Here is a 24,039-nt window from a genome sequence, read left to right on the forward strand (position 1 = left end):
CCCCTCCCCCATCCCCCCTCCCCCGCCGACAGCTGGATTCCGCCGACCGCCCGGTGCGCGGGAGGCGCCACAACCTCCTCCCCGGGGACGGGGACTTGTACCGTCGGTGGGAGGACGAGGGACGGGGTGATGCTGTGAGCGACCTGCAGTGCGCGGCGACGCTCGTCGTCGTGGACACGGCCGCAGGCGGCGAGGCACTGCGCGCCCGGCGTGCGGCAGCCGTCGTCTCGACGCCCGGCGCACTCGACACCGCCGCCGACCTCGCCCAGCTGCTCGAGGTCGCCCGCCGGGACCTGCCGGAGGACACCACCTCGCCCGAGGCTCTCGTCCGCGCCCTCGACGACCTCGCCGACGAGTACCGCGGGGAGTGCGTGGCCGTCGCCGTCACGCCCGCAGCGCTCGCCGCTCTGGTCCGCCTCGTGCTCCCTGGCGGACGCGGCGCCGTCGTCGTCGAGATCGACGGGGACGGCCATCGCTGGGAACCCTGGGCTGCGGGCGCCAGGTGAGCTCAGGAAGGCGACTGTCGGGGCTAGGTCGGTCGCGGTGGGAGGGCTGAGCGGCGGAGCGGGCGTGGGCTGTGCGGGCGCGACAAGCGGGCGCGCCCGCGCCGCACCCCTGCCCCGCCGCCCTTGTAGGGTCGGCACAACTCACCCGCGAGGGACCTGCGCCTGCCGACAGACTTGCCCGACGCGACGGTACCTGGATAGGAGTGTCGCCGCGGGGCGGCTACCGTGGGTCGGTCCGGGCGCTGGCCCCGGGGCCAGCGCGAACAGATCGGAGCACTCATGACGAGCACCTCTGGAGCGTCGTCCACCCGGCGCCCACTGACGAAGGTGCTCATCGCCAACCGCGGCGAGATCGCGGTGCGGGTCGCGCGCGCCTGCACGGACGCCGGGATCGCCTCCGTGGCCGTCTACGCCGACTCCGACCGTGACGCCCTCCACGTGCGGCTGAGCGACGAGGCCTTCGGTCTCGGCGGCTCCCGCGCGGCGGAGACCTACCTCGACGCCGGCAAGCTCCTCGACGTCGCCCGCCGCAGCGGCGCGGATGCCGTCCACCCCGGCTACGGCTTTCTCTCCGAGAACGCCGAGTTCGCCCAGCAGGTCATCGACGCCGGCCTCGTGTGGATCGGCCCGCCGCCCGCGGCCATCCGCGCCCTGGGCGACAAGGTGAGTGCCCGCCACATCGCCAGCGCCGCCGGTGCGCCCCTCGTCGCGGGCACGCCGGACCCCGTCGAGTCCGCGGACGAGGTCCTCGCCTTCGCCGACGAGCACGGCCTGCCGGTCGCCATCAAGGCCGCCCACGGTGGTGGGGGGCGCGGCCTCAAGGTCGCCCGCACCCGCGAGGAGATCCCCGAGCTCCTCGACTCCGCGGTGCGCGAGGCCAAGGCCGCCTTCGGCCGCGGCGAGTGCTTCGTCGAGCGCTTCCTCGACCGTCCCCGCCACGTCGAGACCCAGTGCCTGGCCGACGAGCACGGCACGGTCGTCGTCGTCTCCACCCGCGACTGCTCCCTCCAGCGCCGTCACCAGAAGCTCGTCGAGGAGGCGCCCGCGCCCTTCCTCACCCCCGAGCAGGACGCCCTGCTCCGCGAGGCGTCGACCGCCATCATGCGCGAGGCGGGCTACGTCGGGGCCGGCACCTGCGAGTTCCTCATCGGCGCCGACGGCACCGTCTCCTTCCTCGAGGTCAACACCCGCCTGCAGGTCGAGCACCCGGTGACCGAGGAGGTCACCGGCATCGACCTCGTCCGCGAGCAGCTGCGTGTCGCGGCCGGTGAGCCGCTCGGCTACACCGCGGTGCCCACCCGCGGCCACAGCATCGAGTTCCGCATCAACGGGGAGAACCCGGCCGCCGGCTTCCTGCCCGCGCCCGGCACCATCTCCTCCCTCACCTGGCCCGGTGGCCCGGGCGTGCGCGTCGACACCGGCGTCTGCGCCGGTGACACCGTCTCCGGGGCCTTCGACTCCATGCTCGCCAAGCTCATCGTCACCGGCGCCGACCGGCAGCAGGCGCTGCAGCGCGCCCGCCGGGCGCTGCGCGAGCTGGAGGTCACCGGCATCCCCACGGTCCTGCCCTTCGCGCGCGCCGTGCTGGACGCGCCGGAGTTCGCCGCCGCGGATCCCTCCTCCTTCACCGTCCACACGACGTGGATCGAGACCGACTTCGCCGAGCGCCTCTCCCAGCTCGGGGCGCCGGTCGCCCCCACCGCCGTCACGCCCGACACCCCCGACGACGCGACCGAGCGGGTCGTCGTCGAGGTCGGGGGCAAGCGGCTGGAGGTCGTGCTGCCCGCCGGCCTGGGCATCGGCGCCGGCCGCGGGGGCCGCGGTGCGGTCCGCCGTCCCGCCCGCCGCAGCGGCGCCCGAGCCGCCGCCTCGAGCAACGGCTCCCTCACCTCCCCCATGCAGGGCACGATCGTCAAGGTCGCCGTCGAGGACGGCGCGACGGTCGCGGCCGGCGAGCTCGTCGTCGTCCTCGAGGCGATGAAGATGGAGCAGCCGCTCGTCGCCCACCGCTCCGGGAAGGTGCGCGGGCTGCAGGCCGCCGTCGGCCAGAACGTCTCGGCCGGCACCGTCATCTGCGACATCGACGAGTAGCGGCTACCCCAGTACGAGGGACGGTCCCGCGGCCCGGGCGCCGCTCGCCTCGACGCGTCCGCGCAGCTCACGGTCGGCGGTGACGACGACGACGTCGGCCCCCTCCCGCACATGCCGCTCGGCCTGGGCCGCGATCTCGTCGTCGCCCTCCCCCGGCGCGTCGACGACGTCGACCCGGCCCACGCCGTCGGCGGCCGGGATCCCGGCCGCTCCCCTCCCACGTCCCTCGGCCACGAGGACGACGTGCGGGTACCAGGTGTGCCCGGGCAGGCCGACGCGCTCGGCGGGCAGGCCGGTCGTGGCGAGGGTGACCAGCTCGTCGCGCAGCCGGGTCGTCGCGGCGGCGCGGTCACGCCACCAGCCGTCGGGCCGCGAGCCCATCGTGTTGGCGCCGTCGACGACGAGCACGAGCCGGCGCCCGAGCAGCGCGCGCAGCGCAGGCAGCGCGTCCGCGAAGGCCGGGAGCAGCGGGCGGTCACGCACGGCGGCGCCCTCGACCCAGGCCACTCCGAGGCTCTCCGGGTCGCTGACCCGCGGCTCGACGTCCTCCACCGCCTCGGCGACGACGGTCGTGTAGGACCAGTCCGGGTGCTGGAGGCGGTGGCTCGCCCGCACCGCCATACCCGCCGGCGGGAGGGCGGCCTCCTCCTGCGCCTCGCGCAGCGCCCCCTCGACGTCCGTCTCACCGGGGTCGACCGCACCGCCGGGCAGGCCCCAGGTGCCGCCGTGGTGGCTCCACAGCGCGCGGTGCTGCAGGACGACGGCGTAGTCGTGCGGGCCGGTGGCCGGGTGGTGCAGCGGCCGCCACAGCACCAGGCCCGCGGCGCCGTGGCGCCCCCAGTGCCGGTGCCCGCAGCGGCACTCGACCCAGCCGTCACCGGGCCGGTGCGGCGAGCGCGGGTCCGGCGGGGTCAGCGAGTCGGCCACCGCACCACCCTGTCCCGCCACCCCCGCCCTCCGCAATCGGTGGCTTCCTGCGCCGGCCCGGCGGCCGCTCCACCAGCGGCGACCTCCCGGGAGGACTCCGTGAGGCGGGGCACACGGACGGCGTCCGGGAGCGTCCCCGGGCCCTCGTAGGCTGTCCCCCATGACGGCACGTCTCGCACGCGCAACCGGCCTGGCCACGGTCACGGAGGGGGGCACGGTCCTCGACGTCTGGTACCCCGACCCCACGGTCGACGGCGCGGAGGGGGCCGGATCCACGGCCGCCACCGCCCTGCCGGTCGCCGAGCGCCGCGACGAGGCCCGCGGCGTCCACAGCCGGGTCGTCACGGCGGAGATCGACCTCGACGCCCCTCCCACGAGCACCGTGGACGCCTACCTGCGCCTGCACCTGCTGTCCCACCGCGTCGCGGCGCCGAACTCCCTCAACCTCGACGGGATCTTCGAGGTGCTGCCCAACGTCGTGTGGACCTCGGCCGGCCCCTGCGCCGTCGAGGGCTTCGACCAGACCCGGGTGCGGCTGCGCGCGCGCGACGGCCACCTCACCGTCCACGGCGTCGACAAGTTCCCGCGGATGACCGACTACGTCGTCCCCAGCGGCGTGCGCGTCGCCGACTCCTCCCGGGTGCGCCTGGGGGCCCACCTCGCGCCGGGCACCACCGTCATGCACGAGGGCTTCGTCAACTTCAACGCCGGGACGCTGGGCCGCTCGATGGTCGAGGGCCGCATCTCCCAGGGCGTCGTCGTCGGTGACGGCACGGACGTCGGTGGCGGCGCCTCGATCATGGGCACGCTCTCCGGCGGCGGCGAGGAGCGCATCACCATCGGCCGGCGCTGCCTGATCGGCGCCAACAGCGGGACCGGGATCTCCCTCGGTGACGACTGCGTCGTCGAGGCCGGTCTGTACGTCACCGCCGGCACGAAGGTGACCGTCCTGACGGCCCCCGGGGACTCCGCCGCCTCACCCACGGTCGTCGCCGCCCGCGAGCTGTCGGGCCTGCCGAACCTGCTCCTGCGGCGCCACTCCGTGACCGGCGCCGTCGAGGCACTCACCCGGACGGGGACGGGCATCACGCTCAACGACGCCCTCCATGCGTAGCAGGCTGCTGCGTGGCACCGTCGGGGTGCTCGCGCTCGTCGTGCTCGCCGTCGGCGGGGTCGCCCTCCTCCTCACGCGGCTGGTGCCGGACCGCGTGAGCGAGACCTGCGCCGTCGTGCTCGACGACGGCACCCGCCACGTCCTGGACGCGGACCAGGCGGACAACGCCGCCCTCATCACCGCGGTCACCGTCCGCCGGGGGCTGCCCGCCCGCGCCGCGACCATCGCGCTCGCGACGGCGGTCCAGGAGTCGAAGCTGCGGAACATCGACTACGGCGACCGTGACTCCCTCGGGCTCTTCCAGCAGCGCCCCTCCCAGGGCTGGGGCACGCCGGAGCAGGTGACCGACCCGGTGTACGCGACCAACGCCTTCCTCGACGGCCTCGTGCAGGTGCCCGGTTACACCGAGCTGCCGGTCACCGAGGCCGCGCAGACCGTCCAGCGCTCGGGCTACCCCGAGGCCTACGCCGACCACGAGCCGGAGGGTCGCGCCTTCGCGTCCGCCCTCACCGGCCACTCTCCGGCCTCCCTCACCTGCCACCTGCCCGAGCCCGACGCCGCCGCGTCCCCGGCCGCGGCGGTCAGCGCGCGGCTGGAGCAGGACTTCGGGATCACGGCGACGGCGGCCGACGGCGCCGTCGTCGTCGGGTCCGCCGCACTGCCCGGGGAGGACCCGCAGCGGATGGCGTGGGCCGTGGCTCACTGGGCGGTGGCGACCGCGGTCGAGACGGGCGCGACGACGGTCGAGGTCGCCGGCCAGGTGTGGCAGCGCTCGGGCGGCAACGAGACAGGTTGGGAGCCGGCCGACGGCGGCGGCCCGGGCGACGGTGTCCGGATCTCCTAGCGGCACACCCGGGCGCGCAGGGTCGCCGGCGCGAGCGCCAGGGCAGCCGCGGTGACGCCGAGCGCCCCGAGCACGGTGAGCACCCACCCGGCGTCGACGTGCTGGGAGCCCCACGCGAGCGCCTTGAGGTGCGTCCCCAGCAGCAGCCGGGGCTCGGTCGCGACGACGAGCAGGACCGGTTCGACGAGTGCGGACCACCCGAGCACCAGCGCTGCTGCCGCCAGGGGTGAGCCCGTCGCCAAGACGAGGACGAGGGAGACGGCGAGGACGAGCGCCCCGAGCACGACCGTCCCGGCGAGCACGGAGGCGACGAGCAGGACCGTCTCCCCGTGCAGCCAGCCACCGAGCCCGCGGCCCCGCGCGACGAGGATCACTCCGGTGCCGGCAACCGTCCCCGCGGTGGCCGCCCCGGCCAGCGCCGTCCAGCGGCGGGTGGCGTGCAGCCACGCGGCGAGCACGAGCTGGCGCGGGGCGAGGCCGGTGGACAGCTGCACCTGGGCGAGCCGGCTGCGCAGGTCGCGGCCGACCGACGGGGCGATGAGGAAGACCGCCAGCACCGCGACCTGGGGTGCGAGGAAGCGGGCGACGGCGCTCGCCCCGGCGGGTTCACCGAAGCCGCCCACCGTGTAGGGCAGGCCCGCGCCCTCCGAGGGCACGGTACCGCCCGTGACGGCGGCCAGCCCGGTGACGAGGACGGCCACGAGGAGCCCGAGCACGAAGGCCCCCGCCACCGCCGGGCGCACGCCCCGCGCCTCCCGCTTGAGCGACTCGGCCGCCCACGCCCGGCGCAACCCACCGGCAGGCGCGGTGGCGGCAGCGACGGCGCTCATGCGACGACCCCCATGCCGGACGCGCCCGCCGGCGCCATGAGCGCGCCGAGGCGGTCCGCCAGGCCGGGCACCGCCGGGGGTGCGGGCGGCGCGCCGAGCAGCTCGGCCAGCTCGCCCTCGTGGACGGCGCGGCCCCCCCGGAGCACGACCACCCGGTCGCACACCCGCTCGAGCAGGTGGACGTCGTGGCTGGTGACGACCACGCAGCGCCCCTCCGCCGCCGCGGTGCGGATGATCGTGGCGAGGCCGAGCACGGCGACGGGGTCCAGGCCGTTGGTGGGCTCGTCGAGGAGGACGACGTCGGGGTCGCGCAGGAGCACGGTGGCGAGGGACAGTCGCTGGCGCATGCCCATCGACAGCTGGCCTGCGCGCACGGCCGACGCCCCGCCGAGGCCCACCTGTTCCAGGGCCTCGCCGGCCCGCCGGGCCGGCACCCCGGCCGAGGCGGCAACGACCTCGGCGTTGCGCCGGACGCTGTGCCCGTCGAGCAGGGCGGGCCCGTCGATGACGGCGCCGACCCGGTGGACGTAGCGGTGCGGCGCGTCCAGCGGGTGGCCGAGGACGGTCCCGCCTCCCGCCGTCGGGCGCAGGAGACCGCACAGCACGCGAAGGAGGGTCGACTTGCCCTCCCCGTTGGTCCCGACCAGGCCGGTGACACGCCCCTGCGGGAAGGTGGCGCTGACGCCGTCGAGCACCCTCCGCGTGCCGCGCGCCGCGACGAGGCCGTCGAGAACGACGCCGCTCATCCCAGCACCGCCTCGGCGAGCGGGCTGAGCAGCCCGACGAAGCTCGAGAGGAAGGTGACGACGACGCTCGCGGTGCGGCCCAGGCCCAGGGCCCGACGGCAGGCGAGGAACAGGAGGACGGCCGTCCACACGAGGAAGGGGTCGGCCATCTGGACGAGCCAGGACCGCTCGGCGTACCACTCGGCACCGGCCACGAGGGTGACACCGGAGATGACGACCTGCCGCAGCACGAGGGGCAGGATCGCGAAGAGCCAGGCCGTGGTGATGCGGCGTACGGTCGCGTCGGTGCCGGCGACGCGCACGGAGAGGCTGAAGACGAGCAGGTGCATGAGGAGGAGCACCAGCTGCAGCACGAGCGCGGCGACCCCGAGGGCCACGGCGATGAAGGGGGCGTTGGGGACGAGGTCGACCGTCTCCGGGTTGCCCCCGAACTCCCGCGCGAGCGCGTCACTGGCGACGACGCCGGTGAGGAGCGGGGCGAGCGGCAGCACGGCGAGGAGGAGCAGCACGACCGGGCGGGCGGCGCCGTCCCGGTCGAGGGACGCGAAGAGCCGGGACGGGGAGCCGAGCACCACGAGCAGCGGTGCCCGGACCGCGGTGGGCGCGGGCGCGGCGGTCATGACGTGTGCTCCAGCACCATGACCCCCGTGGCGACCGCGAGGTAGCCGACGACGACGGCGGACAGCGCCACCCGCATGGCCGTCGAGCGCACGAAGGGCAGGAGGAACAGCAGGCTCACGGCGAGGATGCCGAGGCCGACCGTGATCCCGAGGACGCCGGGGAGGACGAGGATCGCGACGAGGGCGAGGAACGGTGCGGCGCCCACCGGCAGGAGTCGCAGGAGCACGTTGCCCGGCGGCTGTGCTCCCGTGCTGGCGGACCGGTCGAAGAGCGTGTCCATGGGGTCTCCTTGGTCAGATGACGGTCGACTCGAGCGCCGCGGCGGCGACGAGCAGGATGGTGCCGGCAGCGGTCCAGCCCGTGGCGGCGAGGACGGCGCGGGTGAGGGCGCGCGCAGGGGCGGCCCCGCGGACGTAGGACCACACCCACACCGCGCCGTGGAGCCCGGCGCCGGTGAAGGCGACGAAGGCGAGCAGCTCGGGCACGAGGTGGGGGACGAGGGCGAGGGTGGCGCCCCACCCGAGGTCGGCGACGTGGGCGCCGAGGACGTAGCCGGAGGCCACCGAGCCGACGGCCGCGACACCGGCGGCGCCGACCCCGAGGGTGAGCCAGCCGAGGACACTGATCGCCAGCCCGAGGCGCAGGTTGTGGCGCAGGACGTCGAGCCCGCCGAGGTCGGTCCCGCCGGGGGCGACCTGCTCGACCTGGTGCCCGACCGCCCCGGCGACGAGGAGCGGGAGGAGGACGACGACGGCGGCCGTCACGCCCAGCGCCGTCTCGCGCCGGCGGGGAGCCGTCTCGCGCCGCCCGGGGGCGGCTCGCGTCGGCGCGAGCACGCTCACCACCTCACCCGCCCGGCCGGCCCGACGGCGTCGGGCAGCTCAGCAGGCCCGTCGGCGGTGACGGTGCCCCGCTCGACGACGACGCGGCGGCGCGCCACCCCGCGCATGTCCCCCACCGTGTGCGCGACGACGACGACGGCCCCGCCGCGCTCGGCCCAGGTGGTGATGAGCCCGCGCAGCAGCTCGGCGGTGTCCCCGTCGAGCCCGTTGAACGGCTCGTCCATGAGGACGAGTTCGGGCTCACCGACGGTGAGCAGGGCGAGGGAGAGCCGCTGACGCTCCCCGAGGGAGAGGTCACGACCGAAGGAGCGGGCCACGTGGTCCAGCCGCAGCTGCGCGAGCAGGGCGGCGGTATCGACGCGGCGCTGCCAGAAGCGGGCGAAGAACTCGATGTGCTCGGTGACGGTGAGGACGTCGTAGAGCACCGGCGCGTCACCGAGCAGCGCGACGCGCAGCCCCGCGCGCGTGGTGACGGTGCCGTGCGACGCCGTCACCTCACCGGCGAGGAGCCGGAGCAGGGTGGACTTCCCGGCACCGTTGGGGCCGCTGACGAGGACGACGTCCCCGGCCGCGAGGGTGAGGTCGACGTCCTGGAGGATGCGGGAGTCACCGATCTCGACCCCCGCTCCGGCGAGGTGGGCGAGCACCGGGTCAGACCCCGGTGGCGGCGCGTCGGCGTGCTGCAGTCGCACGGGTGTCTCCCTTCACGAGGTTGCGGTGGACCGCCGGGGCCAGTCGGCCGGCGGTGGCGTGGGCGACGGGGACCGCGGCGAGCACCGCGAGCACCGTGACGGCGACGGGCACGGCCCCGGTCCACACCGAGGCGAGCACGACGAGCGGGGTGGTGGTGGTGACGACGACCGCGGTGACGACCCCGCTCGCCAGCCGCACGGAGGGCTCCAGGTCCGCGATGCCCAGGTCCTTGCGGAAGAGCGCGGGACGGTGCGCGGAGCCGACGACGACGCAGACGGCCTCCCCCACGGCCGCGACGACGGCGACCACGGCCATCGCACCGAGCGCCGCCCCTGGCCACGGCGCCACGGTGTGGACGAGCCCGGCGCAGGCGATGCCGACGACGGCGAGGATGGTGGCGGCGACGGCGGACTTCGCGGCGAGGTAGCCGCGGTAGGCGGCCGGGTGCCAGCGCAGCAGGCGCAAGGTGGGGCCGTCGGCGTCGGAGGTGAGGAGCGGGGTCAGCGCCTCGGAGGCCATGCCGAGGATGACGACGACGAGCCCGGCGTTGGCGAGGGTGGCGAGATGACCGAGGAAGGGGTCCGCGGAGGTGGCGGCCACCACCTGCCCGGCGAGGCCGACCCCGACGAGCACGGGCAGGAGGGTGAGGACGTCGTCGAGGAGCTGCCAGGCGGGCAGCCCACGGCGCAGCAGGAGACGCAGGTCCTTGTCCGCCGTCGCCCGGGCCGGCGTGAGCGGGAAGGGCCGGGTGGTGCGCCACCGGTGCCCGCCGGACAGCCGGCTGCGCACGCGGTGGAGGTTCGTGGGCAGCGCGAGATGGGCGACGGCGAGGCCCGCGGCGAGCGCCAGCGCGGTCGCGGCACCGCACAGCGCCAGCCCCTCGGGGGTGCGGACCACGGCCAGGACCGACTCGACGCGCGGGTCGGAGAGGAGGGCACCGGGCCAGGACGTGAGATCCCCGCCCTCACGACCCGCCGCGAGGAGCACCGGGGAGACGGAGACGGCGAGCGTGGTGAGCGCCACGGGCACCAGCAGCCCCAGCCCGAAGAGTCCCGGCCCGACAAGGACGGGCGGAAGCCGCAGGACGAGGGTGAACAGGAGGCAGGACAGCGTCATGGCGAGGCCGGACGCGGCGACGTACAGCAGCCCGGCACCCGCGAGCGGCACGAGCGCTCGTGCCGGCGTGCCGGTGACGAGGGCGGCGACGGCGACGGCGAGCCCGAGGAGGAGGAGACCGGCGGCCTGCGGGACGAGCTGGGTGAGCCAGACCCGCCCGAGGTAGAGGTCGGCGCCGCGCAGCGGGGTGCGGGAGACCAGCCGGAGGTCGGCCTGCTCGTAGGCGGTGACGGCGCCGGCCGGGCTCAGCCCGGTGAGTACCCGGAGCAGCGCAAGGACGAGGAGGAGAGCGGCGCCGCCCTCGAGCAGCCGGTCCCGGCCCTCCCCCGCTGCGGGCAGGACGCCCACGAGGACGAGGCACGTCGCCACGGTGACGGCCACGGCGAGCGTGACCACCAGCGCGACGACGTGCCTGCGCGTGGGCAGCAGCCCGGGAACCCGGACGGTCCAGGCACGCTGACGACGGAGCACGTCCATCCGCCACAGCACCCACGCGTTCCTCATGTCAGCCGCCTCAGAAGGTCAGGGCGGCCTTGCGGGCCGCCTGCTTGCCGAGCTGCCGGACGAGCGCGGCGAAGGTGAGACGGATGGTCACGGCCCACGCCCCGAAGCCGAGCGGGACCAGCGCCAGCGACAGCGCCATGGCCCACGGGCTGTTGAAGGCGTTCCAGATGCCGACGGCGGCGGCCCCGCTGATGCCGAGGTGGACCTTGAGGTCCGGGGCGAGCTCCGCCGCCCCGAGGAGGCTGCTGGTGCCCAGGGCCGGGGTCAGCAGCAGGATCGCGACGGCGAGCAGCGTGACCGCCCCCGCGACGCCGGCGGCACGGACGGCGTCCGTGCCGATCGCTGAAGTCTTCATGTGCGCACTCCTTCGTGTGGTTCCGGACGGTGTTGTCCGTGGGAACCGACGCTAGGGAGGGCGCCGTACCCGGCGCGATACCCGATCCGCGACTCCGACCCCCGACCTTCGTCGAGAGAGTCAGGCGACGGGGACGACGCAGCGCAGCACCCACGTGTCGCCCTCGCGGGACCCGGTCACCGTCCCGCCGTGCTCCCGTGCGCGCGCGCTCATGTTGCCCAGCCCGAGGCCCGAGGAGGGCAGGTCCGACGCCTCACCGACCGCGTTGCGCAGCTCCAGGCACAGCCGGCCGGCCTCCCGGGTCGCGCGCAGCGCGACCGGCTGACGGGGGTCGGCGTGCTTGACGACGTTGGTCGCCGCCTCCTGGAGGATCCGTCCCAGGGCGACGTCGAGCTCCAGGGGCAGGCCCGCGAGGACGGCGGGGTCGTAGTCGACCTCCGTGCGCAGCCCGAGGGCGTGGAGGTGCTCGCGCACCGCCGCCATGGTCGCCTCCAGGCGCAACGACTTCTCCCCCGGCCCGGCGAGCTCCTCCGGTGTCTGCAGCACGCGCAGCATCCAGCGCAGCTCGGTGAGCGCCTGGCGGGTGGACTCGGCGATGACGCGCAGGGACCTGTCCCGCTGCTGCGCGTCCTTTGACATCGACACGACGTCCGCGTGCATCGACGCCATCGTCACGTGGTGCGCGACGATGTCGTGCAGCTCCCGGGCGATCCGGTCCCGCTCCTCCGCCAGCGAGCGGGCGCGCTCCTCCTCGAAGCCCGAGATCCGGTCCGCGGCGGCGGCGCTGCGCTGGGAGAGCGCGGCGTACGCCGCCCCGACGCTCACCGAGGCGACGAGGACGGCCACCGGGACGAAGGCGACGGCCCGGGAGTTCTCGTGGGCGAGGAGGACGAGGACGAGCCACAGGAGCGAGGCGGTGACGTAGCCGGCGGCGAAGCGGGGCGTCGCCTTGCCCACGACCACCCCGCTGAGCGCGAGACCGATGATGCCGGTCGGGAGCCACAGCTCGGTGGTGGCGCTGACGAGCATGACGACCATGACCGCGGCCGCACCGACGGTGACGCGGTAGGCGACGAGTGCCAGCGCGAGGTAGACGGCGACGACGACGACCGCGTCGAGCGGGCCCTCGCCGTCGGCGAGGACGTCGGCGAGGTCGAGGGTGCCGACGATCGCAGCAGCGACGACGACGAGGACGCGCGCCCAGGAGGCGAGCGGCGCACTCGTCCACAGGCCCGCGCGCCGGCTGCCGGCCGGCGGCGGCCGGTACCCCCGGTCCACAGCCCGAGGCTACCGGCCGGCGGGCCGGGACGGGGCGACTCAGCAGCGCTTCTTGAGGACCACGCACATGAGGTCGTGGAAGAACCCGGTGGTGCCCCGGCTCTCCCCGGCCACAGCGATCGAGCTGCCGGTGGGGTCGGCCGGGGCGTTCACCGCAGCGGCCGACGGGCCTGCGACGAGGAGGACGGCGACGAGGGCGGAGACTGCAGTCTTCATGAGAGCTCCTTCGGTGGACCGACGTTGGTCGCGGCAACTGTCTCAGCGGGGTGCTGCCCAGAGCCCTCGACGGTCCGCTACGCCCGCCTTGACCTTCGTCTAGCAGGGCAGCCTCACGGCTCGCCCTAGACTGCCCGACATGGAGCACATCCGGGTGCTGATCGTCGACGACCAGCCGCTCATGTCCGAGGCGTTGGCCGTCTTCGTCAACAGCGCCGAGGGCATGGTGTGCGCGGGGGTCGCCCCCAACGGCAAGGTCGGCATCGCCATGGTCGAGTCGCACCACCCCGACGTCGTCCTCATGGACCTGGAGATGCCGGTCGTCGACGGTGTCGCGGCGATGGAGGTGCTCAGCCGGGAGCACCCGGAGGTTCCTGTCATCGCGATGACCACCTTCAGCGGCCAGGAGCACGTCGTCGCGGCGCTCAAGGCGGGGGCGGCGGGCTACCTCGTCAAGGACATGGGCCCGGCGGACATCACCGCCGCGATCCGCAAGGTCCACGCCGGGGAGGCGGTGCTCGCGCCGTCGATCGCGCTGGCGCTCGTCCGCAGCGTCCGGGAGAGCACGTCCGCCCACGTCGACGAGTCGGTGCTCGGGAGCCTCACCGTGCGGGAGCGCGAGGTGCTCCAGCTCCTCGCCCGCGGCCTCAACAACGCGGAGATCGCCGAGCGCATCCACTTCTCCGAGGCCTCGGTCAAGGCGCACATGACCCAGATCATGAGCAAGCTCGGGGTGCGTGACCGGGTGCAGACCCTCATCCGGGCCTCCCAGCTCGGGCTGGTCGACCTGTCCCTCGAGTCCTGACGACAGCGCCCCGGCGGCCCGTCCGCGAGGGGACCGGGCCGCCGGGGCGGTGGCGTCGGGTGGCGTCAGCGGCCGGCGGGGTACTCCCGCTCGGTCTCACCGGTGTAGACCTGGCGCGGGCGCCCGATCTTCGTCGTCGGGTCGGCGATCATCTCGCGGTACTGGGCGATCCACCCGGGCATGCGACCCATGGCGAAGAGCGGGGTGAACATCTGGGTCGGGAAGCCCATGGCCTTGTAGATGAGGCCGGTGTAGAAGTCGACGTTCGGGTAGAGCTTGCGCTCGATGAAGTAGTCGTCGTTGAGGGCGATCTCCTCCAGGCCCATGGCGATGTCGAGCAGCTCGTCGGACTTGCCGAGCTTGCCGAGCACCTCGTCGGCGGCGTCCTTGACGATGGCCGCGCGCGGGTCGTAGTTCTTGTAGACCCGGTGGCCGAAGCCCATGAGGCGGACGCCGTCCTCCTTGTTCTTCACCTTGCGCATGAACTCCGAGGCGTCGCCGCCGGAGGCCTGGATGGTGGTAAGCATCTCGAGGACGGACTCGTTCGCGCCCCCGTGAAGCGGGCCGGACAGGGCGCCGACACCGGCCGAGACCGCCGAGTAGATGTTGGCGTTCGAGGAACCCACCATGCGTACGGTCGACGTCGAGCAGTTCTGCTCGTGGTCGGCGTGGAGGATGAGGAGCATGTCCAGCGCCTTGGTGAGCGCCGGGTCGACGTCGTGGTCCTGGTAGGGCAGGTGGAAGGTGAGCCGGTAGAAGTCCTCGACGTAGGACTTGGAGGAGTCCGGGTAGAGCAGCGGCAGGCCCAGGGCGCGCTTGGCGATGTAGGCGATCATCGTCGGCACCTTGGCCATGAGCAGCACGGTGGCGAGCTCGACCTGCTCCTCGTCCCGGGGGTCGAGGGTGTGCTGGTAGTAGGTGGCCAGCGCGGAGACGCCGGACTGGAGGATCGCCATGGGGTGCCCGTTGGCCGGGAAAGCGGTGAAGAAGGCCTTGAAGTCCTCGTGGAGGAGACGGTGCTTGTGGATGCGCTCGGTGAACGCCTCGAGCTCGTCCGCCGTCGGCAGCGCGCCCTTGATGAGGAGGTAGGCCACCTCGAGGAAGGAGGAACCCTTGGCGAGCTGGTCGATCGGGTAGCCGCGGTAGCGCAGGATGCCGGCGTCGCCGTCGATGTAGGTGATCGCCGACGTCGTGGACGCGGTGTTCATGAAGCCGGGGTCGAGCGTGACGAGGCCGGTCTCCTTGAGCAGCGAGGAGATCTTCACCCCGTCGTTGCCCTCGGCCGCCGGCACCCGGTCGAACTCCAGTCGCGTTCCGTCGACCTCGAACGTTGCCGGGGTGGGGGTGGCCTCGGACATGTACTGCCTCCTCAAGGATCGGTACGCCGGGTGCTCGTGGCCCCGGCACCGTCCGCACCGTCGGAGGCGGAGGCCTCATCGGTCCGCACGGTCGTGTGGGGTGGTTCCTCCATGAAGGGTAAGCCATACCACCGGCTGGACCGGAACCGGGGAGCCGCCGGACTTGTCCGTCACGACGTGACGCACGACACCCCGCCTCAGGGCAGCAACGGCCCCGTCGAGAGCCGCTCGGCCGCCGCGGCGACCCGCTCGTCGCTCGCGGTGAGCGCGATGCGCACGTGCCGGGCACCCGCGGGGCCGTAGAACTCCCCGGGCGCCGCGAGGATGCCACGCTCGGCCAGCGCGGCGACGATCGCGCGGCAGCCGGCCTCCCCCGCGGTGGTGGCCCACAGGTAGAGGCCCGCCTCGCTCTCGGGGGCGACGACCAGCCCCGCGGCCGAGCACGCGGCGAGGAGGACCTCGCGCCGGGCGCGGTAACGCTCGCGCTGCACGGCCACGTGCTCGTCGTCGTCCAGCGCGGCGGCGAGGGCGGCCTGGACAGGGCCGGGCATGATCATGCCGGCGTGCTTGCGCAGCTCGAGGAGACGGCCCACGAGCGTGGGGTCGCCGGCCGCGAAGGCCGCGCGGTAACCGGCGAGGTTGGACTGCTTGCTCGCCGAGTACAGGACGAGCAGGCCGTCGTGGCTGTCCCCGCACACGCGCGGGTCGAGGAGGCTCGGCACGCCCTGCGACGCCCACGGCTCGGCCCAGCCGAGCTCTGCGTAGCACTCGTCGCTCGCGACGACGGCGCCGCGCGCCCGCGCCCACTCGACCACCTTGCGCAGGTGCTCGACGCCGAGCACCCGGCCGGTCGGGTTGGACGGGGAGTTGAGCCACACGAGCCGCACCGGACCGGGCCCGACGGCGGTGGTCGCGTCCGCCGGGAACGGCTCCGCACCGGCCAGGCGCGCCCCGACGTCGTAGGTGGGGTAGGCGATCTGCGGGTGGACGACGACGTCCCCGGCCCCCAGCCCGAGCATGGCGGGCAGCAGCGCCACGAGCTCCTTGGAGCCGATGGTCGGCAGCACCTGCTCGGGGCTGAGCCCGGGCACGCCGCGGCGGCGGGCGAACCAGCCGACCACCGACTCACGCAGGCGGTCGGTGCCCTGCGTCGTCGGGTAGCCGGGTGAGTCGGCCGCGGCGACGAGCGCGTCCCGCACCACCTGGGGGGTGGGGTCCACGGGTGTGCCGACCGAGAGGTCGACGATCCCGCCGGGGTACGCCCGCGCCCGGTCCCGGGCGCCGGCGAGGCTGTCCCAGGGGAAGCTCGGCAGCGCGTCGCCGAACAGCGCCACCTCAGGCCTGCGGCGGGAGGGCGGCCACCAGCGGGTGGTCCTTGTCGATGAGGCCCATCTTGGCCGCTCCACCGGGGGAGCCGATGTCGTCGAAGAAGTTGACGTTGGCGCCGTAGAAGGCCGACCACTGCTCCGGGGTGTCGTCCTCGTAGTAGATCGCCTCGACGGGGCACACGGGTTCGCAGGCGCCGCAGTCGACGCACTCGTCGGGGTGGATGTAGAGCATGCGCTTGCCCTCGTAGATGCAGTCCACGGGGCACTCGTCGACACAAGCCAGGTCCTTGACGTCCACGCAGGGCTGCGCGATGACGTAGGTCACGGGTTCCCTCCCTCTGCGGCGTGGGTACCGCCGCCTGTCGGTGCTCTGCCAGTATCCCTCATCCGCCCCGCGTTGCAGCGCGTCCCGCCCGCTGGACGGGCGGGTGACAATGGCCGGATGGGAACGCTGTGGGCGGACTGGCCGGTGGGCACGCGCGTGGTCATCCGCTACCGGCGCGCCGAGGGAGGCTTCTCCGACGCGCTCGGTGACCTCGTCGAGGCGGACGACGACGCCGCCGTCGTCCACACGCGGCGCGGCCCGGTGCGGGTGGCCGCGGCGGACGCGGTCATCGGCAAGCCGGTGCCGCCACCCCCGCCGCGGCGCGCGCCCCGGCGGGGCTAGCTCAGCCGCCGCTGGGCGCCGAGCCGCACACGACGCGGTCCCACGGGATGTAGCGCGTGGTCCACGAGTTGCTGTCGACCTCGGCGCCGTCGAGCGACACGGTGCGCGACACCGTGACGCTGAAGCCACGCTCCGGCGAGCTGTTCGGGACGCAGCCGGACGCGGAGCTGTAGACGGTCGAGGGCTGGGTGAAGTTGAAGCGCTCGCTGGTGCTCGTCGTGACGTCGAAGTGCTCGGTGCCCCACAGCCGCACGTGGAGCTTCCCGCCGGACACCCATCCCTGGACGAGCGCGCCGTAGGGCGTGGTGTTGGTCCAGCGCAGGTCCACGCTCGGGGTGAAGAGCGTGGCCTCACGGCCCTCGGGGTAGCGCGCGTAGTGGTGGGAGTGGGTCTGGAACTCGTCGAGCTGCATACCCGCGAAGAAGGCGGCGTTGAAGACGGTCGTGGACACCTGGGAGAGGCCACCGCCCATCCCGCTCGTCTCCAGGCCGTCGACAACGACGCCGGAGGACACGAAGCCCCGCTCGGCGGTGATCGGACCCAGAGCCTCGATGAGGCTGAAGGTCTCTCCGGGCTTGACGAGGGTGCCGGAGATCTTCTCCGCCCCGACGACGAGGTTGCGCGTGCGCTGAGGGTCGTTGTGGAAGGGCGTGGCGAACTCCGAGACCACCTCGGTGACCTTGAGGGCCTCGGCGTCGGCGGCCGTGAACTCGGGCTCGACCTCGACGAGCCGCGCCTCGGCGGTGCGGTCGGAGCTGGAGACGGCGGCCGCGGCCACGGTCTCGACGAGGACCTCCTCGTCGACGTCCATCCCGGTCGCCCCGGGCACAATGGTCGGTCGCCCGTCCTGAAGGACGATGCGGGCGTCGCGTGCCTCGGTGCGCACCTCGGGGTCGAGCTCGAGGACGAGGTCGACGAGCGCCTCGCCGTCGAGCCGCAGCTCGAGGGCGCCGTCGTCGGTGGGCTCGAGGGTCGCGACGGAGGTGAGGTGCGCCGGGGTGAGCTCGATGAGCCGTCCGTCGATGTCGACGGCCACCGGCGAGCGCGTGAGCGGGCGGGCCACCTCGTCCATCGCCGTCCGGACGGCGTCGGCGGTGATGGCGGGCGCGACCTCCTCGCCCGCCAGCTCGAGCGGACGCTCCCCGCTGATCCAGGAGTCGGCGACGAGCTCGACGGCGGCGTCGACGTCGACAGCCGTGCCGGCCACCGGCTCGGTCACCTGCGCCTCGCCGTCGGTGAGCGCGATGGCGCCGTCGACGGGCGCGACGTCGAGCGTCGCGGCGACCCGCTCGACCTCGGCGCGCAGGGCCGCCTCGTCCACCCGGACGACCGGGTCGTGCTCCTCGGTGCCGAAGAGGTGGGCGACGACGCTGCGCGGGTCGAAGGACAAGCCCGAGAGGCGGTCGACGGTGGCGGCGGCGTCCAGCTCCAGGCCGGCGGCGGCCGGGTCGAGGGTCGTCTCGTTCTCGGCGAGGGAGACCGGGACGGGCGCGGTGGCCGTGTCGGCCAGCTCCTCGTCGAGCCGCTCGGTGGCCTCCTGCGCGGTGAGCCCGCCGATGTCGACGCCCGCGACCGTCGCGCCGCGCGGGACGCGGTCACCGAGGTACCAGGCAGCACCGGCGTAGGCGGCGAGCAGCAGGACGAGGACGACGAGGGCGACGACCCACCCGCGGCGACGGCGTCGCGGGCTCTCCTCCTCGAAGTCGACGAGCAGCGAGTCGTCGGCCGACGTGTCCGTTCCCATACGTGTTTCCCTCCGGGATCGCGTCACGGTGCGACGCGCAGATCAGGCGTCCCCGAGCGGCCGCAGCCGCCCGAGGTGGTGGACCAGGGCACCGGTGGCGGTGCGGCCGAGCGTGGCGTCGAGGACCTCGCCCACGACGACGTCGTGGTCGCCCGCGGTGCGGATCCAGTGGGTGCGGCACTCGAGCCAGCCCTGTGCCTGGTCGACGAGCGCGGCGTCGCTCAGCGGGCCGCGGCTGTGGTCCACACCGACGAGCTGCCCGATGGCGGGGCGTCCGGGGCTGGAGAGGCGCTCGGCGGCGACCTTCGCGTCACCGTCGAGGATGCTCACCGCCCAGGTGTCGACGTCGTCCAGCGCCTCGCGCAGCCGGGCATCGGTGTGGACGCAGAAGAGGACCATCGGCGGTCGCAGGGACACCGAGGTGAGCGCGGTGGCCGTCATCGCGAGGTCGGTGGCGCCGTGGCGCACAGAGACCGCCGCGACACCCCCGGCGAGGCGCTGCATGGTGGCGCGGTACCGCTCGACGAGCTCCTCGTTCACGTCCGCCTCCCCCGGGTGCCGTCGCCGAACCAGCGGGCCGGCAGCACCGCCGCGAGCACGCAGGCGACGGGCGCGCCGAAGAGCCAGACGTAGCCGATGGCCTCGTCGGTGACGAGGACGTCACCACCGGGGCGGAGGAAGGCCATGGCCTGGGTGAGGCCGACGACGGCGAGCGCGGTGAGCAGGAGCCCGCCACCGCCCGCGATCGCGCGCGCCGCGACGGCTGCCGCGAGCACACCGGCCAGCCCGAGGACGATGCCGACGGGCAAGCCCTCGAGGGTGAAGCGGTGGACGACCGTGCCGAGCGCGCCCATGACGAGTCCGGCGAGGAGGGAGACGAGGACGCCGACCGTCCCGCCGCTCGTGACGAGCCGGGCGAGGACGCCGCGGCGCGGGACGGTGGCGGTGGCGGCACCGCCGTCCGGGACGGCGACGGCGGGGCCCTCCGGGGCGGCCTGCGACGCGGAGTCCTCCGGGGCGGCCTGGGGTGCGGAGAGGACGGGTGCGGGGGCGACCGGCGCCGACGACGGGACCGGGGTGGCGCCGTCGTCGTGCGCGAGGACCGCGGCGAGGGCGGTGGCGTCGGAGCCGGGGGCGGGGCGCAGGTGGACGCGGTCGAGGACCGGCACGAGCGCCGCGTTGCTCAGCCCCAGGTACCCGACGAGCCGCCGGCCGTCGATCGGCGCGACGGCCTGGACCTGGGTGCGGTGCTGGCGCAGCGCCGCGAGGACCTGCTCGGCGACGGGCCGCACGTCGAAGGACGCGGTGAGTTCCGAGGCGGGCACGGCGAGCGAGGGCAGCTCCCCGCCCGGGTCGAGCACCGTGAGGACGGTGCCGTCCGGGGCGTGGAGCGGCGCGTGGTGGCCCAGGACGTCGGCGAGCTCGGCGAGCGCCGCCCGCAGGTGGGACTCCTCCTGCGCGGTCCACAGGACGGTGGGCACCTGCCACGGCGCCAGACCGCCGAGCGGCTCAGCCGGGTCGGCGGCGATCTCGATCGCGCGGGCGGTGACCCGGTGCGCCTGGACGTGGTCGGGGTGCCCGTACCCGCCGCCCGGCTCCTCGGTGAGCACCGCCGTCGGGCGCACGTGGCGGACGACGACGGCGAGGAGCCCGGCAACGACGTCGACGTCGAGGGTGCTGAAGGCGTCCGGTCCGGCGTCCTCGGCCGGCCCGGCGAGGCCCGGGCGGACCCACCGCATGCCGGAGTCGCGGAAGCGGGCGGGCCGTCGGCCCTCGAGGGCGGGGACCTGGTCGAGGAAGAGGTGGCGGTGCGCGCCGAGCTCGGCGAGGGCGGCGGACAGCTCCGCCTCACGGCGACGGGCCAGCTGCTCGGGGTCGTCGGCGAGGTGGGCGAGGTCCGCAGGGATCACCTCGCCGCGCTCACCGCGGGTGTAGGTGACGACGGAGACGTCGACACCGGCGCGGGCGGCGAGGGCAAGCAGGCCACCCGCACCGATCGTCTCGTCGTCGGGGTGCGCGAAGACGGCGAGCAGCCGGTGCTCGGGTTGCGTCGTCATCATCACCCCATTCTTGTCCAGGCCGCCGTGCGGCCCGGTGTCAGGCGCGGCGCAGGCGGGCTACCGCCTTGGCGCGCTCGGTCGCGTCGAGGACGACCTTGCGGATCCGGATGGACTCCGGCGTCACCTCGACGCACTCGTCGTTGCCGGCGAACTCGAGCGACTCCTCGAGGGTGAGCCTGCGCGGGGGCACGAGGTTCTCGAAGGTGTCCGAGGACGCCGCGCGCATGTTCGTCAGCTTCTTCTCCTTGGTGATGTTCACGTCCATGTCGTCGACACGGGAGTTCTCACCGACGACCTGGCCCTCGTAGACGATCGAGGTGGGCTCGACGAAGAAGGACCCTCGCTCCTGGAGGTTGATCATCGCGAAGGGCGTGACCGAGCCGGCGCGGTCGGCGACCATCGAGCCGTTGGTGCGCAGCTCGATCGGGCCGTGCCACGGCTCGTAGCCCTCGGCGATCGAGGAGGCGATGCCCGTGCCGCGGGTGTCGGTGAGGAAGCGCGTGCGGAAGCCGATGAGGCCACGGGCGGGGACGACGAACTCCATGCGCACCCAGCCGGTGCCGTGGTTGGTCATCGTCTCCATGCGGCCCTTGCGCAGGGCGAGGAGCTGGGTGACGGCGCCGAGGAACTCCTCGGGGACGTCGATCGTCATGCGCTCCATGGGCTCGTGGATCTTGCCGTCGATGGTCTTGGTGACCACCTGCGGCTTGCCCACGGTGAGCTCGAAGCCCTCGCGGCGCATCTGCTCGACGAGGATCGCCAGCGCGAGCTCGCCTCGGCCCTGGACCTCCCAGGCGTCGGGACGGTCGGTCGGCAGGACCTTGAGGGACACGTTGCCGATGAGCTCGCGGTCGAGGCGGTCCTTGACCTGGCGAGCGGTGACCTTGGCGCCCTTGACCTTGCCGGCCAGCGGGGAGGTGTTGATGCCGATGGTCATCGAGATCGCGGGGTCGTCCACCGTGATGAGCGGCAGCGGGCGCGGGTCCTCGAGGTCGACGAGCGACTCACCGATCGTGATGTCCTCGATGCCAGCGACGGCGACGATCTCACCGGCGTGCGCAACATCGGTCGGGACGCGGTCCAGCGCCACGGTCCGCAGGAGCTCGGAGATGCGCACGGGCTTGAGGGTGCCGTCGCGGCGCGCCCAGCCCACGTTCTGGCCCTTGCGAAGCTCGCCGTTGAAGACGCGCAGCAGCGCGAGGCGGCCGAGGAACGGGGAGGCGTCGAGGTTGGTGACGTGCGCCTGGAGGGGCGCGCCCTCCTCGTACGTCGGGGCGGGGATGTTCTGCAGGATGGTGGCGAAGAACGGCTCGAGGTCGGGGCTGTCGGGCAGCTCGCCGTCGAGGGGCTGGTCGAGGGAGGCGCGGCGGGCCTTGGCCGAGGCGTAGACGACGGGGACGTCGAGGACCGAGTCGAGGTCGAGGTCGGGGACCTCGTCGGCGAGGTCGCTGGCCAGGCCCAGGAGCAGGTCGGTGGCCTCGGCGACGACCTCGGTGATCCGGGCGTCGGGCCGGTCGACCTTGTTGACGACGATGATGACCGGCAGCTTGGCGGCGAGCGCCTTGCGCAGGACGAAGCGGGTCTGAGGCAGCGGGCCCTCGGACGCGTCGACGAGGAGGACGACGCCGTCGACCATCGACAGACCGCGCTCGACCTCACCGCCGAAGTCGGCGTGGCCGGGAGTGTCGATGACGTTGATGGTCACGCCGTCGGGGGCGCCGTGCGCCGCGGCCGCGGGGCCGGTGTACCGCACGGTGGTGTTCTTCGCGAGAATGGTGATGCCCTTCTCGCGCTCGAGGTCACCGGAGTCCATCGCCCGCTCGTCGACGTGCTGGTGGTCTCCGAAGGCGCCCGACTGCCAGAGCATGGCGTCGACCATCGTGGTCTTGCCGTGGTCGACGTGGGCGACGATCGCGACGTTACGCAGGTCGGAACGAACGGGCATACGCGGAGCTCCTCCGGTGAAGGGGTGCCCGGGCGGCGCCGGCATCGCTCGAGGAGCGGGAACGGTGCGCCGAGTGACGGGCGGGGTGGCACCCGAGGCCCGAGTGCCGCCGATGAATTCTACAACCGCCCGGCCGCGAAGACACCGTGTGTGACCATCCCCATACCACCCCCGCCCCTCGCCGCACTGGCCCCCACTCCCACCCCCCGCTTGGGTCGCCCTTTCGGTTCTTGCGTCGCCCTTCCTGGCGCCCCGGGCTGAGCGAAACGTACGACCCATCGGACCGAGACGGTGCTCCACCGGGACCGCTCGCGGAGGGGCGCTCCACTGGGCGCCTTCGGCTTCCGCGTTGCTGCGCGGACCTGCGTCACTGTCTCTGCATGGCGGTGTCCCTGGGGCCTGAGCCTCTTCCTCGCGTCACGCTCAGCCGTGACTTCGGTGCCAACGCGATGCGCGACGCCCAGCGAGGCGGCCTGGTCCGGGTGAGCCACGGCGCCTTCGTCGAGCCGCTCGCCGAGGCGAGCACCTGGGCGGAGGCCGACCATCTGGCGCGTGCCCGCGTCGCCGCCACCGCCCACCGGCTCACGGGGCGCGCCGTGCTCAGTCACGAGTCGGCCGCTCTCGTCCACGGGTTGTGGCTGCTCCGCGCACCTGATCAGGTGCACGTGACACAGGAGTACCGACCTCGCCGGCAGAGCGTCGCCCTCACACGACACGCGGGCACCCTGCCGCCCGAGGACGTCACCACGGTCGACGGCTGCTCCGTGACATCGGTCGAGCGGACGATCGTCGACTGCGCGAAGACCCTCCACCCCCGCGATGCCCTCGTCGTCGCCGACAGCGGCATGCGACTGCTCCTCGACCCCCGCCGCGACGAGCCCGACGCGGTGGCCGAACGCGCCGAGTCGCTCCGCGGCCGGCTCCTGGCCCTGGTCGACCACGGCGCGCGGCACGGGCGGGTCCGGGCCCGGGCCGTGACCGCGCACGCCGACCCGCTCTCCGAGTCGCCGTACGAGACGGTCATCCGCTGGATCGCCGTGTCTCGCGGACTACCCCCTCCGGTGCTGCAGATGCGCTTCGACGTCCGCGGACACACCTACTACACCGACCTCTGCTGGCGCTTCGACCTCGAGGTGGACGGCTCGCGGTTCCTGCTCCAGCTCCTCGGGGAGTACGACGGCGAGGTGAAGTACGCCGTCGAGATGGCCGTCCCAGCCGCGACGGCGCGGGCGATCTCGGACGTGGTGGTAGCGGAGAAACGCCGTGAGGACGACCTGCGCAGCCTGCCTCACACCCGGGTCGTCCGGTTCGACAAGAAGGACGCCTACCGGGAGGACGCCACCTTCCGCAGGCTCTGCGCCTCACTGCCCGCGTCCTACGTGGCCACGCTCCGACCGGTCCCCGCACTGCTTGTCCGGTAATTCCGCCACGATGCATCGCACTTCTCCC

At 74.1% G+C, this 24,039-nt stretch carries 25 protein-coding genes; 7 read left to right on the plus strand and 18 right to left on the minus strand.

Annotation, left to right across the window (positions count from 1 at the left end; all coding sequences use genetic code 11):
* Window positions 1-134 precede the first annotated feature (134 nt).
* Complete coding sequence (locus M3148_RS15220) at window positions 135-506, plus strand: hypothetical protein (protein ID WP_251305579.1); 372 nt, start codon at window positions 135-137, stop codon at window positions 504-506.
* A 279-nt stretch (window positions 507-785) separates the two neighbouring features.
* The gene (locus M3148_RS15225) at window positions 786-2,597 is read left to right on the plus strand and encodes an acetyl/propionyl/methylcrotonyl-CoA carboxylase subunit alpha (RefSeq protein ID WP_251305580.1); all 1,812 of its coding nucleotides are present in this window, start codon (window positions 786-788) and stop codon (window positions 2,595-2,597) included.
* A 3-nt stretch (window positions 2,598-2,600) separates the two neighbouring features.
* Here the strand turns inward: M3148_RS15225 and M3148_RS15230 are convergent, their stop codons facing one another.
* Window positions 2,601-3,524: an NUDIX domain-containing protein gene (locus M3148_RS15230; RefSeq protein ID WP_251305581.1), complete on the minus strand. Its 924-nt coding sequence runs from the start codon at window positions 3,522-3,524 to the stop codon at window positions 2,601-2,603.
* 160 nt (window positions 3,525-3,684) lie between these two features.
* Between M3148_RS15230 and dapD the strand changes: the two genes are divergently transcribed.
* On the plus strand, window positions 3,685-4,638 hold the full coding sequence (gene dapD / locus M3148_RS15235) for a 2,3,4,5-tetrahydropyridine-2,6-dicarboxylate N-succinyltransferase (protein WP_251305582.1): 954 nt from the start codon (window positions 3,685-3,687) through the stop codon (window positions 4,636-4,638).
* Window positions 4,631-5,482 (plus strand): hypothetical protein, encoded by an 852-nt coding sequence (locus tag M3148_RS15240; RefSeq protein ID WP_251305583.1) that lies wholly within the window; start codon window positions 4,631-4,633, stop codon window positions 5,480-5,482. Before dapD ends, M3148_RS15240 begins: the two co-directional genes overlap by 8 nt.
* Here the strand turns inward: M3148_RS15240 and M3148_RS15245 are convergent.
* From M3148_RS15245 to M3148_RS15290, 10 genes are all read right to left on the minus strand, one after another.
* Complete coding sequence (locus tag M3148_RS15245; protein WP_251305584.1) at window positions 5,479-6,312, minus strand: hypothetical protein; 834 nt, start codon at window positions 6,310-6,312, stop codon at window positions 5,479-5,481. The two genes, M3148_RS15240 and M3148_RS15245, sit on opposite strands and share 4 nt — an antisense overlap.
* Window positions 6,309-7,058: an ABC transporter ATP-binding protein gene (locus M3148_RS15250; RefSeq protein ID WP_251305585.1), complete on the minus strand. Its 750-nt coding sequence runs from the start codon at window positions 7,056-7,058 to the stop codon at window positions 6,309-6,311. Before M3148_RS15250 ends, M3148_RS15245 begins: the two co-directional genes overlap by 4 nt.
* Window positions 7,055-7,678 carry a YIP1 family protein gene (locus tag M3148_RS15255; protein WP_251305586.1) on the minus strand — a complete coding sequence of 208 codons (624 nt, stop codon included), beginning with the start codon at window positions 7,676-7,678 and terminating at the stop codon, window positions 7,055-7,057. Before M3148_RS15255 ends, M3148_RS15250 begins: the two co-directional genes overlap by 4 nt.
* A complete protein-coding gene (locus M3148_RS15260) occupies window positions 7,675-7,959 on the minus strand; it encodes a hypothetical protein (protein WP_251305587.1) in 285 nt (94 codons plus the stop codon). Before M3148_RS15260 ends, M3148_RS15255 begins: the two co-directional genes overlap by 4 nt.
* A 13-nt stretch (window positions 7,960-7,972) precedes the next feature.
* Window positions 7,973-8,515, minus strand: coding sequence for a stage II sporulation protein M (locus M3148_RS15265; RefSeq protein ID WP_251305588.1), 543 nt, complete (start codon window positions 8,513-8,515; stop codon window positions 7,973-7,975).
* A gap of 2 nt (window positions 8,516-8,517) precedes the next feature.
* Window positions 8,518-9,213 (minus strand): ABC transporter ATP-binding protein, encoded by a 696-nt coding sequence (locus M3148_RS15270; protein WP_251305589.1) that lies wholly within the window; start codon window positions 9,211-9,213, stop codon window positions 8,518-8,520.
* Window positions 9,173-10,834: a hypothetical protein gene (locus M3148_RS15275; RefSeq protein WP_251305590.1), complete on the minus strand. Its 1,662-nt coding sequence runs from the start codon at window positions 10,832-10,834 to the stop codon at window positions 9,173-9,175. The genes M3148_RS15270 and M3148_RS15275 overlap by 41 nt, the downstream gene beginning before the upstream one ends.
* 10 nt (window positions 10,835-10,844) lie before the next feature.
* Window positions 10,845-11,189: a hypothetical protein gene (locus tag M3148_RS15280; RefSeq protein WP_251305591.1), complete on the minus strand. Its 345-nt coding sequence runs from the start codon at window positions 11,187-11,189 to the stop codon at window positions 10,845-10,847.
* Between the two features lie 120 nt (window positions 11,190-11,309).
* Entirely contained in the window at window positions 11,310-12,467 is a 1,158-nt protein-coding gene (locus tag M3148_RS15285; protein WP_251305592.1) for a sensor histidine kinase, read from the minus strand.
* A gap of 39 nt (window positions 12,468-12,506) precedes the next feature.
* Entirely contained in the window at window positions 12,507-12,683 is a 177-nt protein-coding gene (locus M3148_RS15290; protein ID WP_251305593.1) for a hypothetical protein, read from the minus strand.
* A 139-nt stretch (window positions 12,684-12,822) separates the two neighbouring features.
* Here M3148_RS15290 and M3148_RS15295 point away from each other — a divergent pair, with 139 nt between their 5' ends.
* Window positions 12,823-13,488 carry a response regulator gene (locus M3148_RS15295; protein ID WP_251305594.1) on the plus strand — a complete coding sequence of 222 codons (666 nt, stop codon included), beginning with the start codon at window positions 12,823-12,825 and terminating at the stop codon, window positions 13,486-13,488.
* Window positions 13,489-13,553: 65 nt separating this feature from the next.
* Here M3148_RS15295 and M3148_RS15300 read toward each other — a convergent pair whose 3' ends face one another.
* The 3 genes from M3148_RS15300 to fdxA all read right to left on the minus strand — a co-directional run bounded on the left by M3148_RS15300 (window position 13,554) and on the right by fdxA (window position 16,499).
* The gene (locus tag M3148_RS15300; protein ID WP_251305595.1) at window positions 13,554-14,846 is read right to left on the minus strand and encodes a citrate synthase; all 1,293 of its coding nucleotides are present in this window, start codon (window positions 14,844-14,846) and stop codon (window positions 13,554-13,556) included.
* A gap of 197 nt (window positions 14,847-15,043) precedes the next feature.
* Window positions 15,044-16,180, minus strand: a complete 1,137-nt coding sequence (gene dapC, locus M3148_RS15305) for a succinyldiaminopimelate transaminase (protein ID WP_251305596.1) — start codon at window positions 16,178-16,180, stop codon at window positions 15,044-15,046.
* Between the two features lies 1 nt (window position 16,181).
* Entirely contained in the window at window positions 16,182-16,499 is a 318-nt protein-coding gene (gene fdxA / locus M3148_RS15310; protein WP_251305597.1) for a ferredoxin, read from the minus strand.
* A 117-nt stretch (window positions 16,500-16,616) separates the two neighbouring features.
* On the opposite strand from fdxA, the gene M3148_RS15315 reads away from it, so the two are divergent.
* Window positions 16,617-16,841 carry a putative acetyltransferase gene (locus M3148_RS15315; protein WP_251305598.1) on the plus strand — a complete coding sequence of 75 codons (225 nt, stop codon included), beginning with the start codon at window positions 16,617-16,619 and terminating at the stop codon, window positions 16,839-16,841.
* 1 nt (window position 16,842) lies between these two features.
* On the opposite strand, the gene M3148_RS15320 is transcribed toward M3148_RS15315, so the two are convergent.
* The 4 genes from M3148_RS15320 to typA are packed head-to-tail and all read right to left on the minus strand — an operon-like array spanning window position 16,843 to window position 22,590.
* A complete protein-coding gene (locus M3148_RS15320; RefSeq protein WP_251305599.1) occupies window positions 16,843-18,585 on the minus strand; it encodes a VanW family protein in 1,743 nt (580 codons plus the stop codon).
* Window positions 18,586-18,627: 42 nt separating this feature from the next.
* A complete protein-coding gene (locus tag M3148_RS15325) occupies window positions 18,628-19,125 on the minus strand; it encodes a flavin reductase family protein (protein ID WP_251305600.1) in 498 nt (165 codons plus the stop codon).
* Entirely contained in the window at window positions 19,122-20,645 is a 1,524-nt protein-coding gene (locus M3148_RS15330) for a PIG-L family deacetylase (RefSeq protein ID WP_251305601.1), read from the minus strand. The genes M3148_RS15325 and M3148_RS15330 overlap by 4 nt, the downstream gene beginning before the upstream one ends.
* Before the next feature lie 37 nt (window positions 20,646-20,682).
* Window positions 20,683-22,590 (minus strand): translational GTPase TypA, encoded by a 1,908-nt coding sequence (gene typA / locus M3148_RS15335; RefSeq protein WP_251305602.1) that lies wholly within the window; start codon window positions 22,588-22,590, stop codon window positions 20,683-20,685.
* A 380-nt stretch (window positions 22,591-22,970) separates the two neighbouring features.
* On the opposite strand from typA, the gene M3148_RS15340 reads away from it, so the two are divergent.
* Window positions 22,971-24,011 (plus strand): type IV toxin-antitoxin system AbiEi family antitoxin domain-containing protein, encoded by a 1,041-nt coding sequence (locus M3148_RS15340; RefSeq protein ID WP_251305603.1) that lies wholly within the window; start codon window positions 22,971-22,973, stop codon window positions 24,009-24,011.
* The last annotated feature ends 28 nt before the right edge of the window (window positions 24,012-24,039 follow it).

Origin of the sequence: Georgenia satyanarayanai, assembly GCF_023715365.1 — a bacterium.
In the GTDB taxonomy this organism is placed as follows: domain Bacteria; phylum Actinomycetota; class Actinomycetes; order Actinomycetales; family Actinomycetaceae; genus Oceanitalea; species Oceanitalea satyanarayanai_B.

What these genes read in the sequence shown, in the direction of transcription:
- M3148_RS15225 (WP_251305580.1), top strand. Translation starts at nt 786, where the DNA reads ATGACGAGCACCTCTGGAGCGTCGTCCACCCGGCGCCCACTGACGAAG.
- dapD (WP_251305582.1), top strand. Translation starts at nt 3,685, where the DNA reads ATGACGGCACGTCTCGCACGCGCAACCGGCCTGGCCACGGTCACGGAG.
- M3148_RS15240 (WP_251305583.1), top strand. Translation starts at nt 4,631, where the DNA reads ATGCGTAGCAGGCTGCTGCGTGGCACCGTCGGGGTGCTCGCGCTCGTC.
- M3148_RS15245 (WP_251305584.1), bottom strand. Translation starts at nt 6,312, where the DNA reads ATGAGCGCCGTCGCTGCCGCCACCGCGCCTGCCGGTGGGTTGCGCCGG.
- M3148_RS15250 (WP_251305585.1), bottom strand. Translation starts at nt 7,058, where the DNA reads ATGAGCGGCGTCGTTCTCGACGGCCTCGTCGCGGCGCGCGGCACGCGG.
- M3148_RS15255 (WP_251305586.1), bottom strand. Translation starts at nt 7,678, where the DNA reads ATGACCGCCGCGCCCGCGCCCACCGCGGTCCGGGCACCGCTGCTCGTG.
- M3148_RS15260 (WP_251305587.1), bottom strand. Translation starts at nt 7,959, where the DNA reads ATGGACACGCTCTTCGACCGGTCCGCCAGCACGGGAGCACAGCCGCCG.
- M3148_RS15275 (WP_251305590.1), bottom strand. Translation starts at nt 10,834, where the DNA reads ATGAGGAACGCGTGGGTGCTGTGGCGGATGGACGTGCTCCGTCGTCAG.
- M3148_RS15280 (WP_251305591.1), bottom strand. Translation starts at nt 11,189, where the DNA reads ATGAAGACTTCAGCGATCGGCACGGACGCCGTCCGTGCCGCCGGCGTC.
- M3148_RS15290 (WP_251305593.1), bottom strand. Translation starts at nt 12,683, where the DNA reads ATGAAGACTGCAGTCTCCGCCCTCGTCGCCGTCCTCCTCGTCGCAGGC.
- M3148_RS15295 (WP_251305594.1), top strand. Translation starts at nt 12,823, where the DNA reads ATGGAGCACATCCGGGTGCTGATCGTCGACGACCAGCCGCTCATGTCC.
- M3148_RS15300 (WP_251305595.1), bottom strand. Translation starts at nt 14,846, where the DNA reads ATGTCCGAGGCCACCCCCACCCCGGCAACGTTCGAGGTCGACGGAACG.
- M3148_RS15315 (WP_251305598.1), top strand. Translation starts at nt 16,617, where the DNA reads ATGGGAACGCTGTGGGCGGACTGGCCGGTGGGCACGCGCGTGGTCATC.
- M3148_RS15320 (WP_251305599.1), bottom strand. Translation starts at nt 18,585, where the DNA reads ATGGGAACGGACACGTCGGCCGACGACTCGCTGCTCGTCGACTTCGAG.
- M3148_RS15330 (WP_251305601.1), bottom strand. Translation starts at nt 20,645, where the DNA reads ATGATGACGACGCAACCCGAGCACCGGCTGCTCGCCGTCTTCGCGCAC.
- typA (WP_251305602.1), bottom strand. Translation starts at nt 22,590, where the DNA reads ATGCCCGTTCGTTCCGACCTGCGTAACGTCGCGATCGTCGCCCACGTC.
- M3148_RS15340 (WP_251305603.1), top strand. Translation starts at nt 22,971, where the DNA reads ATGGCGGTGTCCCTGGGGCCTGAGCCTCTTCCTCGCGTCACGCTCAGC.